Origin of the sequence: Ruminococcoides bili (genome assembly GCF_040093295.1) — a bacterium.
Classification (GTDB): Bacteria; Bacillota; Clostridia; order Oscillospirales; family Acutalibacteraceae; genus Ruminococcoides; species Ruminococcoides intestinale_A.
The window spans coordinates 60,124-77,134 of the sequence record NZ_JBBNJY010000007.1; the positions used below are offsets into that span (position 1 = coordinate 60,124).

The 17,011-nt window shown below is 46.5% G+C and carries 22 protein-coding genes and 1 pseudogene; 2 read left to right on the plus strand and 21 right to left on the minus strand.

Annotation, left to right across the window (positions count from 1 at the left end; all coding sequences use genetic code 11):
* Nucleotides 1–14: 14 nt before the first annotated feature.
* The 4 genes and pseudogenes from AAAY30_RS03830 to AAAY30_RS03845 form a co-directional block, all read right to left on the minus strand.
* On the minus strand, nucleotides 15–884 hold the full coding sequence (locus tag AAAY30_RS03830; RefSeq protein ID WP_002576236.1) for a VirB6/TrbL-like conjugal transfer protein, CD1112 family: 870 nt from the start codon (nucleotides 882–884) through the stop codon (nucleotides 15–17).
* Nucleotides 885–953: 69 nt separating this feature from the next.
* Nucleotides 954–1,040 (minus strand): annotated as a pseudogene (locus tag AAAY30_RS03835) (Maff2 family mobile element protein); the annotation flags it as partial.
* A 90-nt stretch (nucleotides 1,041–1,130) separates the two neighbouring features.
* Nucleotides 1,131–2,801, minus strand: coding sequence for a recombinase family protein (locus tag AAAY30_RS03840; RefSeq protein WP_007887864.1), 1,671 nt, complete (start codon nucleotides 2,799–2,801; stop codon nucleotides 1,131–1,133).
* On the minus strand, nucleotides 2,802–2,999 hold the full coding sequence (locus AAAY30_RS03845; protein WP_109258351.1) for a hypothetical protein: 198 nt from the start codon (nucleotides 2,997–2,999) through the stop codon (nucleotides 2,802–2,804).
* On the opposite strand from AAAY30_RS03845, the gene AAAY30_RS03850 reads away from it, so the two are divergent.
* Nucleotides 2,973–3,212 (plus strand): hypothetical protein, encoded by a 240-nt coding sequence (locus tag AAAY30_RS03850; protein WP_021682886.1) that lies wholly within the window; start codon nucleotides 2,973–2,975, stop codon nucleotides 3,210–3,212. The two genes, AAAY30_RS03845 and AAAY30_RS03850, sit on opposite strands and share 27 nt — an antisense overlap.
* Before the next feature lie 28 nt (nucleotides 3,213–3,240).
* Here AAAY30_RS03850 and AAAY30_RS03855 read toward each other — a convergent pair whose 3' ends face one another.
* The 7 genes from AAAY30_RS03855 to AAAY30_RS03885 form a co-directional block, all read right to left on the minus strand.
* Nucleotides 3,241–4,578, minus strand: coding sequence for a virulence-associated E family protein (locus AAAY30_RS03855; protein ID WP_117534038.1), 1,338 nt, complete (start codon nucleotides 4,576–4,578; stop codon nucleotides 3,241–3,243).
* A complete protein-coding gene (locus AAAY30_RS03860) occupies nucleotides 4,547–5,191 on the minus strand; it encodes a CHC2 zinc finger domain-containing protein (protein ID WP_117534040.1) in 645 nt (214 codons plus the stop codon). Before AAAY30_RS03860 ends, AAAY30_RS03855 begins: the two co-directional genes overlap by 32 nt.
* Before the next feature lie 65 nt (nucleotides 5,192–5,256).
* On the minus strand, nucleotides 5,257–6,837 hold the full coding sequence (gene mobQ / locus AAAY30_RS03865; protein WP_117534042.1) for a MobQ family relaxase: 1,581 nt from the start codon (nucleotides 6,835–6,837) through the stop codon (nucleotides 5,257–5,259).
* A gap of 181 nt (nucleotides 6,838–7,018) precedes the next feature.
* Nucleotides 7,019–7,408: a DUF5301 domain-containing protein gene (locus AAAY30_RS03870; protein ID WP_029731695.1), complete on the minus strand. Its 390-nt coding sequence runs from the start codon at nucleotides 7,406–7,408 to the stop codon at nucleotides 7,019–7,021.
* A gap of 298 nt (nucleotides 7,409–7,706) precedes the next feature.
* Nucleotides 7,707–8,003 (minus strand): DUF3847 domain-containing protein, encoded by a 297-nt coding sequence (locus tag AAAY30_RS03875; RefSeq protein ID WP_005927679.1) that lies wholly within the window; start codon nucleotides 8,001–8,003, stop codon nucleotides 7,707–7,709.
* Nucleotides 7,996–8,337 (minus strand): replication initiator protein A, encoded by a 342-nt coding sequence (locus AAAY30_RS03880; RefSeq protein WP_005927681.1) that lies wholly within the window; start codon nucleotides 8,335–8,337, stop codon nucleotides 7,996–7,998. The genes AAAY30_RS03875 and AAAY30_RS03880 overlap by 8 nt, the downstream gene beginning before the upstream one ends.
* A complete protein-coding gene (locus AAAY30_RS03885) occupies nucleotides 8,334–8,522 on the minus strand; it encodes a hypothetical protein (protein ID WP_005927683.1) in 189 nt (62 codons plus the stop codon). Before AAAY30_RS03885 ends, AAAY30_RS03880 begins: the two co-directional genes overlap by 4 nt.
* Nucleotides 8,523–9,006: 484 nt before the next feature.
* Between AAAY30_RS03885 and AAAY30_RS03890 the strand changes: the two genes are divergently transcribed.
* Nucleotides 9,007–9,813 (plus strand): helix-turn-helix transcriptional regulator, encoded by an 807-nt coding sequence (locus AAAY30_RS03890; protein WP_006573790.1) that lies wholly within the window; start codon nucleotides 9,007–9,009, stop codon nucleotides 9,811–9,813.
* Between the two features lie 97 nt (nucleotides 9,814–9,910).
* Here AAAY30_RS03890 and AAAY30_RS03895 read toward each other — a convergent pair whose 3' ends face one another.
* The 10 genes from AAAY30_RS03895 to AAAY30_RS03940 all read right to left on the minus strand — a co-directional run bounded on the left by AAAY30_RS03895 (nucleotide 9,911) and on the right by AAAY30_RS03940 (nucleotide 17,006).
* Nucleotides 9,911–10,345 carry a hypothetical protein gene (locus AAAY30_RS03895; RefSeq protein ID WP_233509629.1) on the minus strand — a complete coding sequence of 145 codons (435 nt, stop codon included), beginning with the start codon at nucleotides 10,343–10,345 and terminating at the stop codon, nucleotides 9,911–9,913.
* 161 nt (nucleotides 10,346–10,506) lie between these two features.
* Nucleotides 10,507–11,946: a bifunctional aminoglycoside N-acetyltransferase AAC(6')-Ie/aminoglycoside O-phosphotransferase APH(2'')-Ia gene (locus AAAY30_RS03900; protein WP_001028144.1), complete on the minus strand. Its 1,440-nt coding sequence runs from the start codon at nucleotides 11,944–11,946 to the stop codon at nucleotides 10,507–10,509.
* Nucleotides 11,947–12,339 (minus strand): GNAT family N-acetyltransferase, encoded by a 393-nt coding sequence (locus AAAY30_RS03905; protein ID WP_000393259.1) that lies wholly within the window; start codon nucleotides 12,337–12,339, stop codon nucleotides 11,947–11,949.
* Between the two features lie 65 nt (nucleotides 12,340–12,404).
* Complete coding sequence (locus AAAY30_RS03910) at nucleotides 12,405–12,782, minus strand: TnpV protein (RefSeq protein ID WP_003533403.1); 378 nt, start codon at nucleotides 12,780–12,782, stop codon at nucleotides 12,405–12,407.
* Nucleotides 12,742–13,104, minus strand: a complete 363-nt coding sequence (locus tag AAAY30_RS03915) for a helix-turn-helix domain-containing protein (RefSeq protein ID WP_306767393.1) — start codon at nucleotides 13,102–13,104, stop codon at nucleotides 12,742–12,744. The genes AAAY30_RS03910 and AAAY30_RS03915 overlap by 41 nt, the downstream gene beginning before the upstream one ends.
* Nucleotides 13,105–13,294: 190 nt before the next feature.
* Entirely contained in the window at nucleotides 13,295–14,905 is a 1,611-nt protein-coding gene (locus tag AAAY30_RS03920) for a recombinase family protein (protein ID WP_499215815.1), read from the minus strand.
* 136 nt (nucleotides 14,906–15,041) lie between these two features.
* Nucleotides 15,042–15,233 (minus strand): transposon-encoded TnpW family protein, encoded by a 192-nt coding sequence (locus AAAY30_RS03925; RefSeq protein ID WP_005946147.1) that lies wholly within the window; start codon nucleotides 15,231–15,233, stop codon nucleotides 15,042–15,044.
* A gap of 12 nt (nucleotides 15,234–15,245) precedes the next feature.
* Nucleotides 15,246–16,085, minus strand: coding sequence for an ATP-binding protein (locus tag AAAY30_RS03930; protein WP_499215814.1), 840 nt, complete (start codon nucleotides 16,083–16,085; stop codon nucleotides 15,246–15,248).
* Nucleotides 16,082–16,822: a phage replisome organizer N-terminal domain-containing protein gene (locus AAAY30_RS03935; RefSeq protein WP_499215813.1), complete on the minus strand. Its 741-nt coding sequence runs from the start codon at nucleotides 16,820–16,822 to the stop codon at nucleotides 16,082–16,084. The genes AAAY30_RS03930 and AAAY30_RS03935 overlap by 4 nt, the downstream gene beginning before the upstream one ends.
* On the minus strand, nucleotides 16,812–17,006 hold the full coding sequence (locus AAAY30_RS03940; protein WP_499215834.1) for a hypothetical protein: 195 nt from the start codon (nucleotides 17,004–17,006) through the stop codon (nucleotides 16,812–16,814). Before AAAY30_RS03940 ends, AAAY30_RS03935 begins: the two co-directional genes overlap by 11 nt.
* Nucleotides 17,007–17,011: the final 5 nt, after the last annotated feature.

Sequence of the window (17,011 nt, forward strand, 5' to 3'; positions counted from 1 at the left end):
AACCTCCTTCCGTTTTAGTGCGCCTGAAAGACTGATTTGGCGAGACTGCCGGTTTTGAACAGCGTAAAACATAGCAGTACGGTGTAGCCCACGCAGCTCCAGATTGCCATGATGATGTCATCTTCCAGAGCGATGTTCTGCACCAGCACAGCATAAATTGCCACGCAGACGATAATGAGAAACGCCTGAAAGCCCAGTGCCAGCAGGGATCGGAGGTAATTCTGTCCCATACCGCCCCATTCTTTGCCCATCATTGCAGCCATTGGAACGGGAGCCACCGAAGTTACAAGGTAGATCTCGATCATACGGCCATAAATAACGATAAAGATACAGATATACAACGCCCACATGGTAATGCCAATAAAGAGGGATTGGAACCACAGTCCGAACAGCGGTCCCAAATCCATTTCCATCAGCCTCGGTTCCAGATCGGTCATAACTGAGGAAATGTCAATGGACGCATCCGAATTGATAATCCCTGCCGCCTGCGCCACCACGCTCTGCGCCATATCAAAGACGCCCATCACGATATTCCATGTGTTTGTGACAATGAGAATGGCGGCAGCTGATTTGAACACCCACTTGAAAATCATCCAGGTATCCACATCATGCAGGTTGTTCTTGTCTGCAATCATCTGGATCAGGTCTACGGTCATCACGATAGCCAGGATCACACCTGCAATCGGCACCATGATGGAGTTTGACAGATTCTCAATCATATTGAAAATACTGCCATTCCATCCCTGTGGGGTCTGTCCTACCTGTACGGATATATCCGCGACCTGTTGGTTTACACTGTCAAACATCCCCGAAAGGTTGCTCATAATACCGCCCACCAGCATTTCTTTCAGCCAATTCGTCAGGGCTTCAAGTAAGAAATCCATACGGTGTCAACCTCCTTTCCGCCGCCCCCGCAGAGCTGCGGGAGCGGCAAGGATTTCATGCAGGAACGCTTAGACAGAGAACAGCCCGGAGAGCAGAGGTACAAGAACCATGCCGACTACGGCTACACCGGCGCCGGCCATGAGCTGTTTTATCCCCAATTAGGTGTAAAACTCTGCTCGATGGCGGGCGGCGGCGTACAAAAAATCTATATGGTGTTTTTAAGAGAACCGTCCCGGCGGGACAGGTCAGGCAGTGACCTGTTCCACCTCTGGGATGGGTTTGAGATTAAAATGAATTTCGATAGAAATGTGTCTTGTTTTATCTTCGTCAATGCGCTCATGCACGACGATTTCTTTGATTAAGCGGTTGAGGGTGGCTGCGTCCAGCTCTGTGATATTGGCGTATTCCTGAATGGCTTCCACCCATTGTTTTGCGTCATTGGCAAGCTGGACTTCATCGGACAGCCGCTTTCTGCCCTCGGACACTTTTGCTTTAAGCTCCGCTTGCTCGGTCTGTGTCTTTTCCAGCATGGTGTTGAAATTCTGCTCACTGATACGCCCTGCAATCATATCCTCATAAAGCCGCATGACCATTTTATCCAGAACCTCAATCCGTTCCTCGTCCCTTGTAAGGGAGCGTTCCATTGCTTCCCGCTGTTCCCGCTGCTCGGCTTCACAGGTATTAGTCAGGCGGTCGGCAACCGCTTTCCCGTCCATCAGGGCAGCTCTGGCACATTCCCGGATTTTCCGCAGCACATGGCTGTAAAGGGTGTCATAGTCAATCCGGTGCTGGGTGCAGTGGTTCTTTCCAAAGGCATTGTAGGTCTTGCAGGAATAAATCTGCTGGGGATGTTTTGCGTTTGTGTAGCGTATCGTCAGCGACTTCCCACACTCGCCGCATTTTATCAGTCCGGCAAACAGGCTGATTTCATTGGTCTGCCCCGGACGCTGGCGGGATTTCAGCTTGTTCTGCACAATGTCAAAGCTCATGCGGTCAATCAGCGGTTCATGCTGTCCCTCCACCACAATCCAGTCCTCCGGCTTCTTTTCTCCAATCGTGCCGATTTTGAAACGGTAGTCTTTTTTCTGGGAAGCAATCGCCCCGGTGTAGACGGGATTCATCAAGAGGTCTTTGATAACGGAGAAGTCCCACATATACCGTCCGTTTTCTGGGTCTTTCTTTTCCCATTTGGTGCGGGTATTGCGAAGCCCCCGTTCCCGGTTCCACCATGTGGGGCAGGGGATTTTTTCTTCCTCCAGCCGTCTGCGGATATAGTTCGGACCATGACCGTTCAGGGCATATCCGAAAATCAGCCGCACAATCGGGGCGGTTTCCTCGTCAATGAGCAGATGGTTTCTGTCCTCTGGGTCTTTCCGATACCCAAAGGGGGCAAGACACCCGGTAAACTGTCCTTTCTGCGCTTTCAGAAGATAAGAGGAATGGACTTTCTTGGAAATATCCTTGCTGTACATCTCGTTCAGGATATTCTTGAACGGGGCAATATCGTTGTTATCCCGCAGGGTGTCGATACCGTCATTCATGGCGATATAGCGGACACCGTTTCTTGGGAAAAAGTCCTCAATCAAATGCCCGGTTTGCAGATAGTTACGCCCCAGTCGGCTGAGGTCTTTCGTGATGACAAGGTTGATTTGCCTGCGCTCAATGGCTCTCAACATTCTCTGTAAATCAGGACGCTCCATATTAAGACCTGTGAAGCCATCGTCCTGATAGACTGCCACAACCTCCCATCCCTGCTTTTCGCAGTATTTTTCCAGCATATCACGCTGGTTTGCGATACTGGCACTTTCGCCTTGCAGGTCATCGTCCTTTGACAGCCTGCAATAGACCGCTGCACGATACCCTCCGGCAAGTGCCGAACCGATTGTTCTGTATTCCATTTCGTTCATCATAGCCATTTACCCACACAATCCAGACGGTATCTGGCTCTTTTGAACCTCATCTTCATTATAACCCATATCTTTCTTTTTAGCAAGATATTCTTTCGTATTTGTCTTACCGTATTTCTGGGAAATCAGGCTGACGAACACATCGGTTGCGTCCAGCTCCCCGTCAAACACCGTTGTAACATGAATCTCTGTTTTGTTTTTTGCCATAGGCAGTTATCCTCCATACATGAAAATAGCCAGACAGAGGGTGTCGGCAACGAAGTCCGGCAACGGGCTTCAAAAGACCTTGCAAACAATCTCAATCTGGCGATGGTTACTATTTATACTTTTCTTTTATTTTTCTGTTGTTTTGGTTGTTATAAGGGAGAAAAGCCCGGAAATAAAGGTTTTTCCCCGGCAACCGGCTCGGCAACGGGATAGCAACAGGGGGTGCAACGGGCTGTCCTTTTCAGAATGGAAGCTCCATCTGTTCTGTGACCTCCACAAAACCGTCCATCGTTTTTTCAGACGGGTTGCTTAAGTCCGTTGCCGGGTTTTCACGCTCCCAGCCCTTTTGTCTGCCATATTCTGAAAACATTCTTGGGTTCGGGAAGTACCTCCAGCCGGAAATGCACTGGTTCATAATCTCGTTGATTTCCCGGATTTCCCATTGCTTCGGCTCGTCAAAAGCATGGTTCAAGGCTTCCTTGTAGATCTGCTTGGAGCAGACCATGCTCCCGGTGTACTTATCAAGATACGCCTGTATCATCCCTGCTTTGGTGTCCTCCGGCATAAAATCCCGCTGGTGTTCTTTGAGATAGCGCTGCATGGCGGGGCTGAAAGCCAGCTTGAACCTGCCGCTTCGGTAAATCTCCATCGCTTCTGCCCACATCTGCTCGATATAGGCTCTGGAAGCAGCTTCGTCCTCCAAAATGTGAACCTCGGCTTGCTCCGGGTACACCATGACGGGGATAAAGCGGCGGTTGCCGGAACGGTCAAGGGGCAGGAAGTCCAGGGCATTGGAAGTGCCGCCAAACACGCACTGACGGGGGCGGTCTGCCGGGTGGGTTTCATAAGGTATCTTGTAAACCTCTTTCTGCCGGCTTAAAAATGACTTGATTTCCTCAATGCTCTTGGCGTTGGCGGTTGCCATCATTTCCGACATTTCGATAATCCAGTGACCTTGCAGCTTGCGGTACACATTGTCATCGTCCAGCTTCCGCAAATCATCGGAGAACCACTCGTCCCGGACTGCCAGCAGACGGAAGAAAGTGGACTTGCCAGCCCCCTGACCGCCGACCAGACAGAGCATGATTTCAAACTTGCACCCCGGCTGAAAGGCTCGTGAGATTGCACCCAGCAGGAACAGCTTCAATGCTTCATAGGTGTAATCGTCTGCGTCAGCCCCCAGAAAGTGCCGCAGGCAGAAGCGGATTCGCTCTGTCCCGTCCCACACAAGGGAACTTAAATAATCCCGGATGGGGTGGTACTTGTTTTCATTCGCCACAATCCCGATGGCGTTATCAATCTTTTTCTCATTGGTAAGCCCGTAGGTTTCTTCCAGATAAAGAAGCAGATACTTCATATCTGTATCGTTCAGGGCGGTGCTTTCCCTGTGGAAGCCGATGGGCTTTATGATGTCCTTGCGGTCAGTCAGGATGTTGTATGCGATAGCCCCGGAAAGCAGCGGGTCACGCTGGAATACAGTCAGGCAGTTCCGTATGCTCTGACGGACACCGCCTTTCTCGGTAGTTTCCAGCCCCTCCTTGATTTCCTCAATGCTCTGGGGTGGCTGCATGGCGTTCATGGTGTTTTTTAGTTCTTGCTGCGTCTGCGGCGGCAAGCTCTGCCATTCGCTGTTCAAGCTGTATCACATCCTTTCCGTAGTCCGTAATCAAAGCCGCTTTTTCCTCTGTTTCCCCGAACAGCAGCACATCCAGCAGATACTCCACTTGGTCTTGCTTCTGTAAGGCTTCTATAAACCGGGGATGAAAGGCTTCCTCCGGGGAGTGTGGGGCGTAGTCCGTTCTCCATGCCCGAAGCAGATGGAGATAATCAGCAAGAATACGGAAGCAGCGGTTCTTTGCTTCCTGAAACTGTTCCTCCGGGGATTTCTGCCGGGGCTTTGGCTTTTTTTCCTTTCCCGGCGGCTTCCAGTCCTCATAGGAAAGCCCGAAGTCCTGTGCCAGTTGTACGGCGGCTTCTTTCTTTCCCAGCCCATACAGGGCGGCGGCAAAATCAATCACATCCCCATCCGCACCGCAGCCGAAGCAGTGGTAACGCCGATCCAGCTTCATGCTTGGGGTTTTATCGTTATGGAACGGGCAGCAAGCCATCCCGTTCCGACCTACATGGATTCCATAATGCTCCGCAGCCTGTCTTGTTGTGACGGACTGCTTCACAGCTTCAAATACATTCAAATCTATCCCTCCTTGAAAAAAAGAAAAGCACCTGACATTCTCAATCTGAAAATGGCAAGTGCCTGTTAAAGTTCCATATCCTGTTGTTTGTGTTTTGTCTGCACCGGGGCAGTTCTTTGTGCTTTTTTCTCGTCCGCCTTATCCTGCAAGACTTCTTTGAGGGGCTGCTTCTTGGGCGGCTCTTTGCTTTCTTCTGTGCCGGGGGTGGCTTTCCGTACCCAGTAGCGGATGTCCCGCAGCTTCTTCAAATCCTCCTGTACCTCTGTCAGCGGTACTTTCAGCTCTGCGATTTCGCTGAGAAGTTTTTCCTGCTCCTGTTGCAGTTCCTTTTGGGTGCTGTCCTTATCGTCCGGGTGCTTGGCAAGGTAGGCGGTGGCTTTCGCATACCGGGCGACCTCCGGGTGTTCCTGTTTGAATTTCTCCTTTGTTTTCTTGAAAAATATCTTCTGGTACTTCTCATAGACAGGCTTACATTCCTTGCAGTCTGTCCGGCTGGCAAGAATCCCGTCAATCACTTTGCTGCGGGCTTCCTTTGGCTTCATCTGACTGCGGTAATCTGCGGCTGATTTCCCGGAAGATTCCAGAAATACTTCTAAGTCCTCCACAGTAGAAATCCCCTTTTGACGGAGATAGGACAGGGCTTCGCTGACTGCCTTTAAGTCCTGTGAAGTCCCCCGGTTCTGTCCAGCCCTTGTCCAGTCCTTCCGTTCTTCCTTTCGTATCTCCATATACTTCATCAGCAGATTGGGAAGAAGTGTCGCTTCCTCCGCCGCCTTTTGTGCAAGCAGTTCTTTTCGTTTTTCTCCCAGCTCGGTAATCCAGCCTTTGAGGTTTTGAATGAGCTGCCGGATAGACTTCATCAGGCGGTTGGCGGCTCTGATTTCCCGGTTCAGGTTGCCGATGTTCGTCTGGATACCCCGCTTTTCCATCTGCCGGACAGCAGCTCCCTCATGGACAGTAGGGATAATATCAAGCCCCTGTCTGGCATAAGAACGCAAGTCCACACGCTCTGGGCGGTCATTGGCTTCCAGATAGCGGTTCTGGATGACCTCCCATTCATGCCGCCAGATTTCGCAATACTTCTGGTCGTTCCAATCCACCGTATCCTCCTTGTGGCTTTTCCATCTGCCGGACGGAAGTTTGATCCGTTCCCCGTTTTCGTCAAGGTCATAAACCTTGCGGCTCTTGGGAAGCCATTTTCCATGTTCGTCCATTGCCCTCATAGTGAGCATGACATGGGCGTGGGGATTGTGTCCCGGCGGATGGGGGTCATGGATTGCAAAATCAGCAATCATGCCTTTGGAAACAAACTGCTGCTCACAAAACTCCCGGACAAGGACAGCATACTGGTCGGGTGGTATCTCTCTTGGGATGGTAAGCACCCACCGCCTTGCAAGCTGGGAGTTCCATTGCTTTTCCACCGCTTCGGCGGCGTTCCATAAGGTATTGCGGTCTGCATACGACCGTGGGGCGTTTGCCGGGAGCAGAATTTCATTGTGGACGATACCACGCTTTTCCGGGTAGTGCTTCACTTGCTGGTCGTATTCACAGAACAGCTTTTCGCCGCTTTGGTAAGCAGCGGCGGCAACAGCAGACTGTCGCTGGCTGCGCTGAACAATCGTGATTTCGTTGTGCGGACAGGGCATTTCGTATCACTCCTTTCGGTAATCGGTGGATGGGGTGGCGTTTTGCCACCCCATTTTGGGCAGAAAAAAAGCAGGAGACCTTTTTCAGATTTCCTGCTCGGTGTGCCGCTGTGTGGGCGGCGGGTATTTAGTTGTAAAAGTTCGGGACAAGTTGACCCGATGTGTGGGTGGCAAACTGGAATTAATCAGTTTCTTGTAACCTTTCGAATAGTTGGCTATCAATTTTATAAATTCCTTGATAAGGCTGTTCAATATAGTATTTACCACTATCCTCATACGCAAAGATAGTACTTGTTCCTGTCTCAAACTGGAAGTCAATTTTGATATAACTTTCCACTTGTGGACAGTCTTGAACACTTTCCTTCTTAGTCGGTTCAGAACTGGAAATATCGGCGATTATTTCACTTATCCAAGTTTTGTCTGAATGACTTACTGTATTTTCCCCAAAAGTTATATCAATAGATGTAATCTCGTCGGTTTGAGGTAACGTAATAGGAGCTACCTTTTTTCCACACGCAACTAAAGTCAGTACACAAGTAAGACACAAAAACAAAGAAAGAAATTTTTTCATAAGCATATTACCTCCAAATTCCGATTAGTCGTTGACTTCATTATACTTTATTCGACCGTCAAAGTATAGAGAGATTTTGTAAAACTTGTCGGCTGGGAACAGCTTGCAACGCAAGGTGTCCCCAGATGGCAAGTTCACAAAAGGGTAGCTGGCGGCAGCCAGCGCAGGGGAAGCGTAGCGTCCCCTGTTTGATTTGAAGCAGACCATGACTGCGGAAAATCACAGCCCTCCGGCGAGGAGCCTTCGGAGAACGCAATGCACCAACCTCTGGGTGGTGTATAATTGCGCCCTTAGTAAACTAAGGGGGTTCCGGCATCTCCCGTTCCAGCAGTTTTTTCAATAGTTCCTGCGTGTCCTGTCTGTGAAAAATGAGTTTCAACAACAGCATGACATCATCATCTGTCAGGCGTTCCGGTTCTTGCAGAAAACTTTCCAGCATACCGCCACGTGTACAGAGCCGGTGCGTTCGTTCTTTTCGGGTAAGCTGCTTCAGCTGATGCTGCAATGCCTTTTCATCATTGATGGCTTTCCGCAGTTTCTTTTCGCTTTTTTCCAACTCCCGATTGAGTTTTTCCAGCTTTGATGTATCAGGCAAGGGCAGCGTCCTCCTTTCCCGGTATCAGCACATAAATCCTGTTTGGTTCTCCAATGCCCTGACGCACCCGCATGATAAGTCCGGCAGTTTCCAGTTCATTCAGAGAACGCTTGACCGTCATGGAGCTGCGGGACAGGACTGCGGCAATGGCTGTGACAGGGAAGCAGACAAAGAGGATTCCGTTCTCGTCCTCCTGCCCTTTGGAGAGCATAGCGTCCAGCATCCGGCAGTACATGACCTTTGCGGTGCTGCTGACTGGAAATCCTGTCAACGCTCTGGGAAAAGGCATACAGGGCGGCAATGGTGTGTCTATCGTCATAAATTCAAAATTCATTCTGTGTGTTCCTCCTTTTTCTTTGCTCGTTTGGATAAATAACAGGGGCAGTCAATCACAACCGCCCGGAAGCTCTGCTTGCACCCATGCTGGCATTTCCGGCATAATTCGTTGTAAGTGACACGCCCCCGGTCATTGAGGTAAAAGGAAAGCTCATACTTCCTCTTTTTGCTCATTCTCGGCATATTGCGCTTCCTCCCGTTTTAGTGTATGGTTTCGGGGCGATTTTCGGTAAAATTACAGCCATAGAGCCGCTTAAAATCTCCCGAAGTATCAGCGATAGGGTAGACTGTCCCCCTATCAGATTGTTGTGTTTCGGTATCATTTCGGTGTCAGTTCGCCAGTTCTCCCCGGTGTCGTTCCTCCCCTGAATCTCACAGCGGCGTATCGCTCCCTTTGGTACGCTCGTTTTGGTCAGGGTTCCTCCATATCCCTGCCAAAAGTCATGACGCTACATCGCCGGGGAAGCATATCCCACACAGGCTGGTCATTCGATTGGAATAATCCATCGATGAACTACCTGTATCATAGAACATTTTTGTGCCCTGTGCCGTATGTCCACAAAGTAGGAATTCGGGGTAAAAATCAGAAATTTCCACGATTGCGGAATTGATATGGTATAATCAATTCAACGGTTATAAATGTCGTTAGAAAGGGGGAACTGCTTCAATGAACGGAGCTACTACAATACAGGAACGGCTAAAAGATTTACGATTAAACAAAGGATTAAAACTGGAAGAACTGGCTGAGCAAACGGGTATTTCAAAATCGGCTCTTGGCAGTTATGAAAAAGACGACTATAAGGAAATCAATCATGGCAACCTTATCCTGCTGGCAGATTTTTATGGGGTGTCCCTCGATTATCTCTTTTGCCGGACAGAGAACCGGGCGGAGATCAACACGCCATTAAGGGAGCTGCATTTGAGTGATGAGATGGTAGCACTTCTGAAAAGCGGTCGGATTAACAACCGTCTGCTGTGCGAACTTGCCACCCATAAGGACTTTATCAAGTTTCTTGCGGACATTGAGATTTATGTGGATGGGATTGCCACCATGCAGATTCAAAACCTCAACGCCCTTGTCGATACCGTCCGGCATGAAATCATTGAACGGTATCGCCCCGGCGAAGATGACCCCCATTTGAAAGTGTTGCAAGCCGCCCATATCAGTGATGATGAATATTTCAGTCACATGGTACGGGATGACCTCAACCTGATTATCCGGGATATTCGGGAAGCCCATAAAAAGGACAGCGAGAGTGCACCTCAGACCACCGTTGCCGATGAACTGAAAGAAAATCTGGAAGCGGTTGAAAATTTCAAGGGCAGCCGTGATGAAAAGCTGGTTGTCCTTTACTGTAAGCAGCTTGGTATCAACTATAAAAATCTGTCAGATGAAGAATTTCGCTGGCTGATTCGGATTCTCAAAAAATCAAAGAAAATGGGAACGCCTATCAGCCAGAGGAAAAAACGATAAAGAAAAACCGCTGTTGCATGGTTTGTTGGCTTCCATGTAGCAGCGGTTTTTGCTGGGATTATTCAGTTGAATTTTTAGCACGACAAACTGGAATTTGTCAAAGAGGATTATTCCAATATTCCACAGTATTTCTATTTACATCATAAAAAGTAATATTACCCGCATTTATAGGCAAGACAATCGCAAAAGGTTTATTGCGGTCAATATCAACCACTTGAATTGTGTTGCCATCATCTATTTCAAGTTGTTGCACCTGCTGTTGATTCATAGAAATAAATGCTCGTTCATTATATCCCTCTACAGTAAACTCCACAATTCCTCTTTGAATCCCCGAAAGAGTTCCACCTCCACGGAAAAAATATCCGAAGGAAAGTCCTGGACGATTGACATAGACGGAAAAAGAATGGTCACTCAAATCCTGAGGGTAAGAAATATATGCAGCCATCGTGCTGGAAACGCTTCCATCGACCGTCCAATCATCCTTAATCTTCTGCGACGAACGAATATCTGCCTCCAGCTTAGATGAAGTCACGCCGATCTCATTGTTCGTATAAAGAAAACAAACAAATAAAATACAAGCAAGAACAACCCCTATCACAATTTTAAGAAATATTTTTTTCCTTTATTATTTTTCATTTTTTTAAACTATTTAATACTAATGTCTTTTATAATAGCTTTTCATATATTATATAATCAATCTTTATAAGTCCTTTTATAAATTTCTTTTCTACCATTTTCGATAAATTCCTGTTTAATATTTTTAATTCCATAAACAATAGTTTCAATAGGATAATATTCTTCAACTATATCTTGATATTCTTTTGCTTTCTCAATATCTATATTTCCATACATTCTTAATATATCTTCTCCAAAATTTGTTCCTATTTCTTCTTCACTATCTTCAAGTAAGTATATAAAATCACAATATTCATCTATAATTCCAGAATCTCCAAAATCAATTATTCCAGTTAATCTATTATTGCCATCTAACAATAGATGATTACAACTAAAATCATTATGGCATAAACACTTTTTACCCTCAAAAACTGTTGTTGCATTTAGTCTTTCCATAAAACTTTCTATATAATCTTTTTCTATATCAGTTAAATCATTATAAATAGTTTCACGCAACAATATATACTCTTCTAATACATTTTGTTTATTATCAATAGTACATTCACTAATATCTGTATAATCTAAACCGTGCATTTGTCTTAAAAAACTGGCAATATCTCGTTTTAACAAATTTTGTTCTTCTTCTGACATAGTAGAATAAATTTCTGGTGTTAAAAAAGTTCCTTTAATTTCTTTATAACCTAGTATAGATAATTCATCACTAATATACGAATATTCAATATTAGGAATTTTTACATTAGTTTCTAAATTTGTATTTAAAAAATTATATATTGCTTTTTCTTTTGCATAACCTTTTTTCTTATTAGTACTAAATTTTGTTTTAAAAATGTATTCATTATTAACTAAATATGCCACACTATCATAACCACTACCGATTATTTCAATACTATCTACTTTGAAATTATCAAAGTAATGCTCAATTAAATATTTCATTGCCTTAACATTTGTGGCATTATCATCATATCTATATTCCATTAAATAACAATCTTCTTTTTTGCCCTCGTGTAATTCATGTTCTGGCAAATCTTCAATAATTCTAAAACCAGATTTTTGGTATGCCCTTATTGCTCTTGGATTATTTTTATGAGGGTCTAAAATAACTGCATTAGCATTTCTTTCTTTTTTCAAAAATTCAAAAATCAATTTAATATATCTTGTACCAATTCCTTTACTCCAATAATTTGGCTCTCCTATAAATTGATCCATACCATAGACTATCTCATCAGTTTTTGGATAATGATAATCAGTATATAACTCATCATACATTTTATATATTTGTCCATATCCAATAGGAACATTGTTATATTCAATAATTACTCTAAAAACTTCATCTTCCCAAGGCTCTGTATAATGTTTTTTTAATGATTCTAATGTATATTTTTTATCTCTACCACCATAAAATTCTAATACTCTTTCATCAGTTAACCATTTTAACATCAAAGGAAAATCATCATCTATTAAAGTTCTTATACATATTTCATTTTCAACTATATTCATTTATTTATCACCTTTTTCATAATCATATACATATACTATTTCATCTTTATAATCATTTTTACCACCTAATTTTTCATATACATGGCAAGCTCTAGGATTACCTTTATCAGTTATTAAAAACATTTCAGAACAACCAATCTCTTTAGAATATTCCTTAATAAAAGATAATAATTTTGAACCATAACCTTTGTCTTGATAGTTAGGTAACATTCCTATTGAGTGTAAATAAAACATTGTTTTTCCATCAGGTCTTAAAAGTGTATAGCAATATGCAAATCCTATAATTTTATTATTTTCTTTAGCTATAAACCCAAATGAACTGGTATCATTAAGAAATCCTTTTAAATTATCAATATCAAAAACCATATTATCATCAATTAAAACTTCTTCCATATTTTTTTCACGCTATCAAAACTCCTTGTCAACTTTCGATTTGTCATAATCATTCTACCATACCGTTATGAATAAATCATCTCTTGCAAAATAATTTCTTCTGCCCGGTTGTGAATGTTATTGCAACGCTGCACCCATTCCATTTGATGGGTACGCTTCAATTCCTCGGTCACACCATCGGCAGCCTTCATCTGCTCCATGATGGTGTCTAACCGTTCCTGTGCCTGTTCGTTCAGGTCTGCAAGATATGTCCATAACTCCCCGGTCAGTGTCAATGTGTTCAATCTGGCTGGGTGGGCTTCTCTTAAATATTCCCGGTGCATCCGTCCGTACTTTCCGATAGGGCGGTGTTCCTCCGGCAGCTTCAAATCTGGGATATAGTAATCTCCGACAAGGATATAATCAATTCCGTTTTCCGTTATTCTTGGTTTCAATTCGCTCATGTTCCTTACCTCCTGTGGAAGCAGGCTCGTCTGGTACTAACTCAATCACATCGGTAATCTCACAATTCAGCGTTTCGCAGATACGGGCCAATGTATCCATGCTGATGTGCTTTCCCTCTTTGCTCATGTTGGCAATCATATTCGTTGTCATACCGGCGGCAAGCCTTAAATCTTCTTTTCTCATATCACGCTCTAACAGTGTATGCCAGAGTGGTTTATAGCTGATGTGCATATTGTTTTCCTGCCTTTTTATCCATACCACCGGGGCGGCTGCCCCGGCAGGAACTTTTCTCTTATTATAACACCAATCTTGTGTAATCACAATTTATTCTTGTATCCTGCCGCTGATACCGTCTGGATTGTGCTTTTCCTTTCTTTTTGTTCCCTTTAATTAGCCATAAACTGCTTCATGCCCTGAGATTTTATTTGTGTGTGATAAAGAAGCAATAGAAGTGTAAAATTTTTTGCCGTTCCTATCCGGCACTTAGCTACTGTGTCGGATAGGTCGGGCATTATTCGTCGGGAAGTTCTACCTTGCCGACAAAGCTGTAATAAATATCAATGTCCTGTCTGCGTGTGCCGTTCTCGTCATAGCTGCACTCATGGACAACGATTTTTTCAATAAACTCCCGCAGCAGGGTATGGGTCAATTCCTCAAAGCTGGTGTACTTGCGGACAACTTTCATAAACTTTTCCGCATTAACCGTGGCTTCCTGTGCCTTTGCCAGTTCCGCTTGCAGTTCGGCGGCACGGCTCTTGACCTGTTTCTGTTCGGCTTCATAGTCTGCGGAAAGTTCCGCAAAGCGTTCATCAGAAATACGCCCAGTCACACTGTCCTCATAAAGCCGCTTGAAGATAGCGGACAGCTCCGCAATCCGCTTTTCGGCTGCGTCCAGTTCCTTTCGCTTGGCAGCGTTGCGGCGTCTGCCGCCGTCCTCGTTCTGCTCGATCAGCAGCTTCATAAACTGCTTTTCATGCTTGGTTGCATAGCTTGTCACTTTCCGCAGATTGGCGGTCACACCCGCAGTTAAAAGGTCGGTGCGGATAAAATGTGCGGTGCAGTCATGGGTGCGCTTCTTGTAGTTCCCGCAGATATAGCAGTCCTGTTTCCGCTTATCGGTCTGGTAACGCTGCTGATACATGACGCTGCCGCAGTCCGCGCAAAAGAGCATACCAGAGAACAAGCCCACTTCATCATAGCGGTTCGGACGCTTGCGCTGTTTGCGTAATTCCTGCACACGCTCCCATGTCTGGGTGTCGATGATAGGCTCATGGTGGTTCTCGAAAATTGCCTGTTTCTCAATGGGATTTTCTATGCTGTGCTTGGTCTTGTAGGACGGTTTCTCCGTCTTGAAGTTCACCAAACAGCCCATGTACTCCCGGTTTTCAAGGATATGCACCACGGTATTTGTCGCCCATTTGCACTCATAGCCGGGGTGATAGCGGCGTGTGCTGCCCGTCCTGCGGTATTCCAGCGTTCCCGGCGTTGGGATTTCCTGCTCGGTCAGCATACGGGCTATCTTGGTCGGACCGTTCCCGGCAAGGCACAGACGGTATATCTGCTTGACTACGGGTGCGGCTTCCTCGTCAATGATGAAGTTTTCGTCCTCGTCCATGAGGTAGCCATACACAGGCTTGCTTGTGATGGGCTTGCCACTCATGCCTTTTGAGCGTTTTACTGCTTTGATTTTCTTGCTCGTATCTCTCACCAGCCATTCGTTGAAAATGTTCCGCAGAGGGGCAAAATCATTGTCGCCCTGTGCGCTGTCTACTCCATCGTTGATGGCGATAAAGCGGACGCCTTTTTGTGGGAAAATCATCTCGGTATACATTCCCACCTGCAGGTAGTTTCGCCCTAACCGTGACATATCCTTTACGATAACGGTAGCCACTTTCCCGGCTTCAATGTCCGCAAGCATGGATTGAAAGCCCGGTCTTTGGAAGTTCGCACCAGAATAGCCATCGTCCGTGTACCAGCGCAGATTGGAAAAGCCGTTCTGCTTTGCGTAGGTTTCAAGGATACGCTTCTGGTTGGAAATGGAATTACTTTCGCCTTGCAGCTCGTCCTCATGGGATAGTCTTGGATAAAGGGCAGTGATTTTCTGGGTGGTCTGTCTTAACATAAAATCCTCCGTTTCCGACAGCCAGCCCCACTATTCCGTATTTCGATTATACCACATGGGGCGGCTGTCTGTATAGCGGCTTCTGCTTCTTTACCGCCTGTCAAAATGACGATTTTTTACTGTGCGGCTTGTAGCGTTAGGGCGAAAGCTGGGCTTTGTGTCCTGCGGCGGCTTCCGCCTCCAGCACTTTCATCATCTTATCGGCTGCGGTGTCGGTGGTATCTTTTTTGAAAAAGCCGGAAACGACAAGGACGGTGTTGCCCATGCGGATCTCTGTCACGCAGTCCGGGCGGCGTTCCGGGGTGGTGTTCTGCTTGTTCTCTGCCATAGGCAACCCCTTTCATTTCATCAATTCTTTTAGTCTGTTCAGCTTGGCCTGCGCCGTTTCACGGCGGAAGTTCTCTCCCGTAAAGAGGATAGGGGCGCACATTTCCAAAAGGCGGTCATAAATCCGGGCATGGGCGGTGTCCAGCGGATTTTGCAGGCTGTCCAATGTCAGATTGGTAGTAACGATTAAGGGATTGCGGCTGCGGTAGCGGCTGTCAATCACATTGTAGACCTGTTCTAAACCGTACTCTGTGCCGCGCTCCATTCCAAAATCATCAATGATAAGCAGAGGAAAACGGCAAAGACGCTCGATATACTCGTTGCGCCCCTCAAAGCTGGCGGTCAGGTCATTCAAAATCGCAGAGAAGTTCGTCATGCGGACAGCGACTTCCTGCTCCATGAGGGCATTAGCGATACACCCGGCAAAATAGCTTTTTCCTGTGCCGACCTTGCCCCATAGCAGATAGCCGATATTTTCCTCGCGCATGATTTCCCAATGCTCCACATAGAAGTGTGCAATCTCCATTTGCGGGCATTTCCCGTTGTCGTTGGCGAAAGTCCATTCCTGCATGGTAGGATTGGTAAATCCCCGGCGTTTCAAGTCCTCCACGGTGTCAAGGTGCTTTCTGCGCTGTTCGGCGGCTTCACGCTCCAAACGCTGGGCTTTCTGGCAGTCACATTCTGCCGGGTGGCGGTCACGCCCAAACAGGGCGGCTTGCTTTTCCGGAAAGTAGGCTTCTTTCGGAGTGTGACACTTGCCGCAGTAAAGCAGTCCGTCCTCGCCCGTGTAGTCCTCCGGCTGTGGGGTAACAGCCGCCATATTCAAAACTCGTTCTGTAAACAGATTACTCATAAGCTCTCGCCCTCCTTGCAGGTGTATTCGGGTATGCCCTGTTTCGGGGCAACCTTTGCGGTATCGTCTGCCGCCCAACTGCGGATAGTGGCGGCGTGGTTTTTATATTTCTTGCCCGTGGACGCGATATAGCCGGAAAGCCGCTCAATGTAGTACGCCCATTTTTCGGGCAGCTCCGCTTGCAGTTCGGAAAGCTCCGTATCAGTCAGAAATACATTCTCATATCTGCCATAGCTGCGGGCGAGGGCTTGTCCCTTTAACTCTCCCTCTTTTTCTAACTCTATATCTATCTCTTTCTTTATCTCTATCTCTGGTGGACGAATGTCGGACAAATGTCCGCCATTTGTCCGCGGCGGCAAAAGTGCCTTATTTTCAAGCCTTGCGGCGCGTTTCCGTTCCGCTTCGGTAGAGGATTGACCAATCATCAGCTCGATGTCGGTCATATAAAGCAGCCCGCAGTCAAGCTGCTCCACAAGTCCTAACTGCTGGAAGATGGCTAATGCCCGTTCCACCGTCCCGATTTGGTGACGGGTCAGCGTGGCTATCATCTGGGCGGTATAGGGGATATGCTCGTCAAGCTGCAATCTGCCGCCATTTTTCAGCGATTTTAAGTACAGCTTCAAGAGGATATTGGAATACAAAATCCCGTCTTTCATGTCCTCCAACAGCACAATGGAATCGCTGTCGAAGAAGTTTTCTTTCAGTTTGAGGTAGTAATATTTGCGGTTATCTGCCATTGGCGGTGTCCTCCCTGTGTTTCCATCTCTTAGAGAAATACCGGGGGCAGAGGACGATAATCGCCCGGAAGCTCTGCTTGCAGCCGTGTGTGCAGTCCCGGCAAAGGTCATTGTAGGTAATACGGTTTCGGTGGTTGAGGAAAAAGCTCCATTCCAACCGCCGCTTTTTGCTCATGCGTGGCATTTCTC

Excerpts from the sequence above, each read along its gene's own strand:
- AAAY30_RS03830 (WP_002576236.1), bottom strand. The coding sequence starts at position 884 with ATGGATTTCTTACTTGAAGCCCTGACGAATTGGCTGAAAGAAATGCTG.
- AAAY30_RS03840 (WP_007887864.1), bottom strand. The coding sequence starts at position 2,801 with ATGGCTATGATGAACGAAATGGAATACAGAACAATCGGTTCGGCACTT.
- AAAY30_RS03850 (WP_021682886.1), top strand. The coding sequence starts at position 2,973 with ATGAATCTCTGTTTTGTTTTTTGCCATAGGCAGTTATCCTCCATACAT.
- AAAY30_RS03845 (WP_109258351.1), bottom strand. The coding sequence starts at position 2,999 with ATGGCAAAAAACAAAACAGAGATTCATGTTACAACGGTGTTTGACGGG.
- AAAY30_RS03855 (WP_117534038.1), bottom strand. The coding sequence starts at position 4,578 with ATGAACGCCATGCAGCCACCCCAGAGCATTGAGGAAATCAAGGAGGGG.
- mobQ (WP_117534042.1), bottom strand. The coding sequence starts at position 6,837 with ATGCCCTGTCCGCACAACGAAATCACGATTGTTCAGCGCAGCCAGCGA.
- AAAY30_RS03870 (WP_029731695.1), bottom strand. The coding sequence starts at position 7,408 with ATGAAAAAATTTCTTTCTTTGTTTTTGTGTCTTACTTGTGTACTGACT.
- AAAY30_RS03880 (WP_005927681.1), bottom strand. The coding sequence starts at position 8,337 with ATGAATTTTGAATTTATGACGATAGACACACCATTGCCGCCCTGTATG.
- AAAY30_RS03885 (WP_005927683.1), bottom strand. The coding sequence starts at position 8,522 with ATGCCGAGAATGAGCAAAAAGAGGAAGTATGAGCTTTCCTTTTACCTC.
- AAAY30_RS03890 (WP_006573790.1), top strand. The coding sequence starts at position 9,007 with ATGAACGGAGCTACTACAATACAGGAACGGCTAAAAGATTTACGATTA.
- AAAY30_RS03900 (WP_001028144.1), bottom strand. The coding sequence starts at position 11,946 with ATGAATATAGTTGAAAATGAAATATGTATAAGAACTTTAATAGATGAT.
- AAAY30_RS03905 (WP_000393259.1), bottom strand. The coding sequence starts at position 12,339 with ATGGAAGAAGTTTTAATTGATGATAATATGGTTTTTGATATTGATAAT.
- AAAY30_RS03910 (WP_003533403.1), bottom strand. The coding sequence starts at position 12,782 with ATGAGCGAATTGAAACCAAGAATAACGGAAAACGGAATTGATTATATC.
- AAAY30_RS03920 (WP_499215815.1), bottom strand. The coding sequence starts at position 14,905 with ATGTTAAGACAGACCACCCAGAAAATCACTGCCCTTTATCCAAGACTA.
- AAAY30_RS03925 (WP_005946147.1), bottom strand. The coding sequence starts at position 15,233 with ATGGCAGAGAACAAGCAGAACACCACCCCGGAACGCCGCCCGGACTGC.
- AAAY30_RS03930 (WP_499215814.1), bottom strand. The coding sequence starts at position 16,085 with ATGAGTAATCTGTTTACAGAACGAGTTTTGAATATGGCGGCTGTTACC.
- AAAY30_RS03935 (WP_499215813.1), bottom strand. The coding sequence starts at position 16,822 with ATGGCAGATAACCGCAAATATTACTACCTCAAACTGAAAGAAAACTTC.
- AAAY30_RS03940 (WP_499215834.1), bottom strand. The coding sequence starts at position 17,006 with ATGCCACGCATGAGCAAAAAGCGGCGGTTGGAATGGAGCTTTTTCCTC.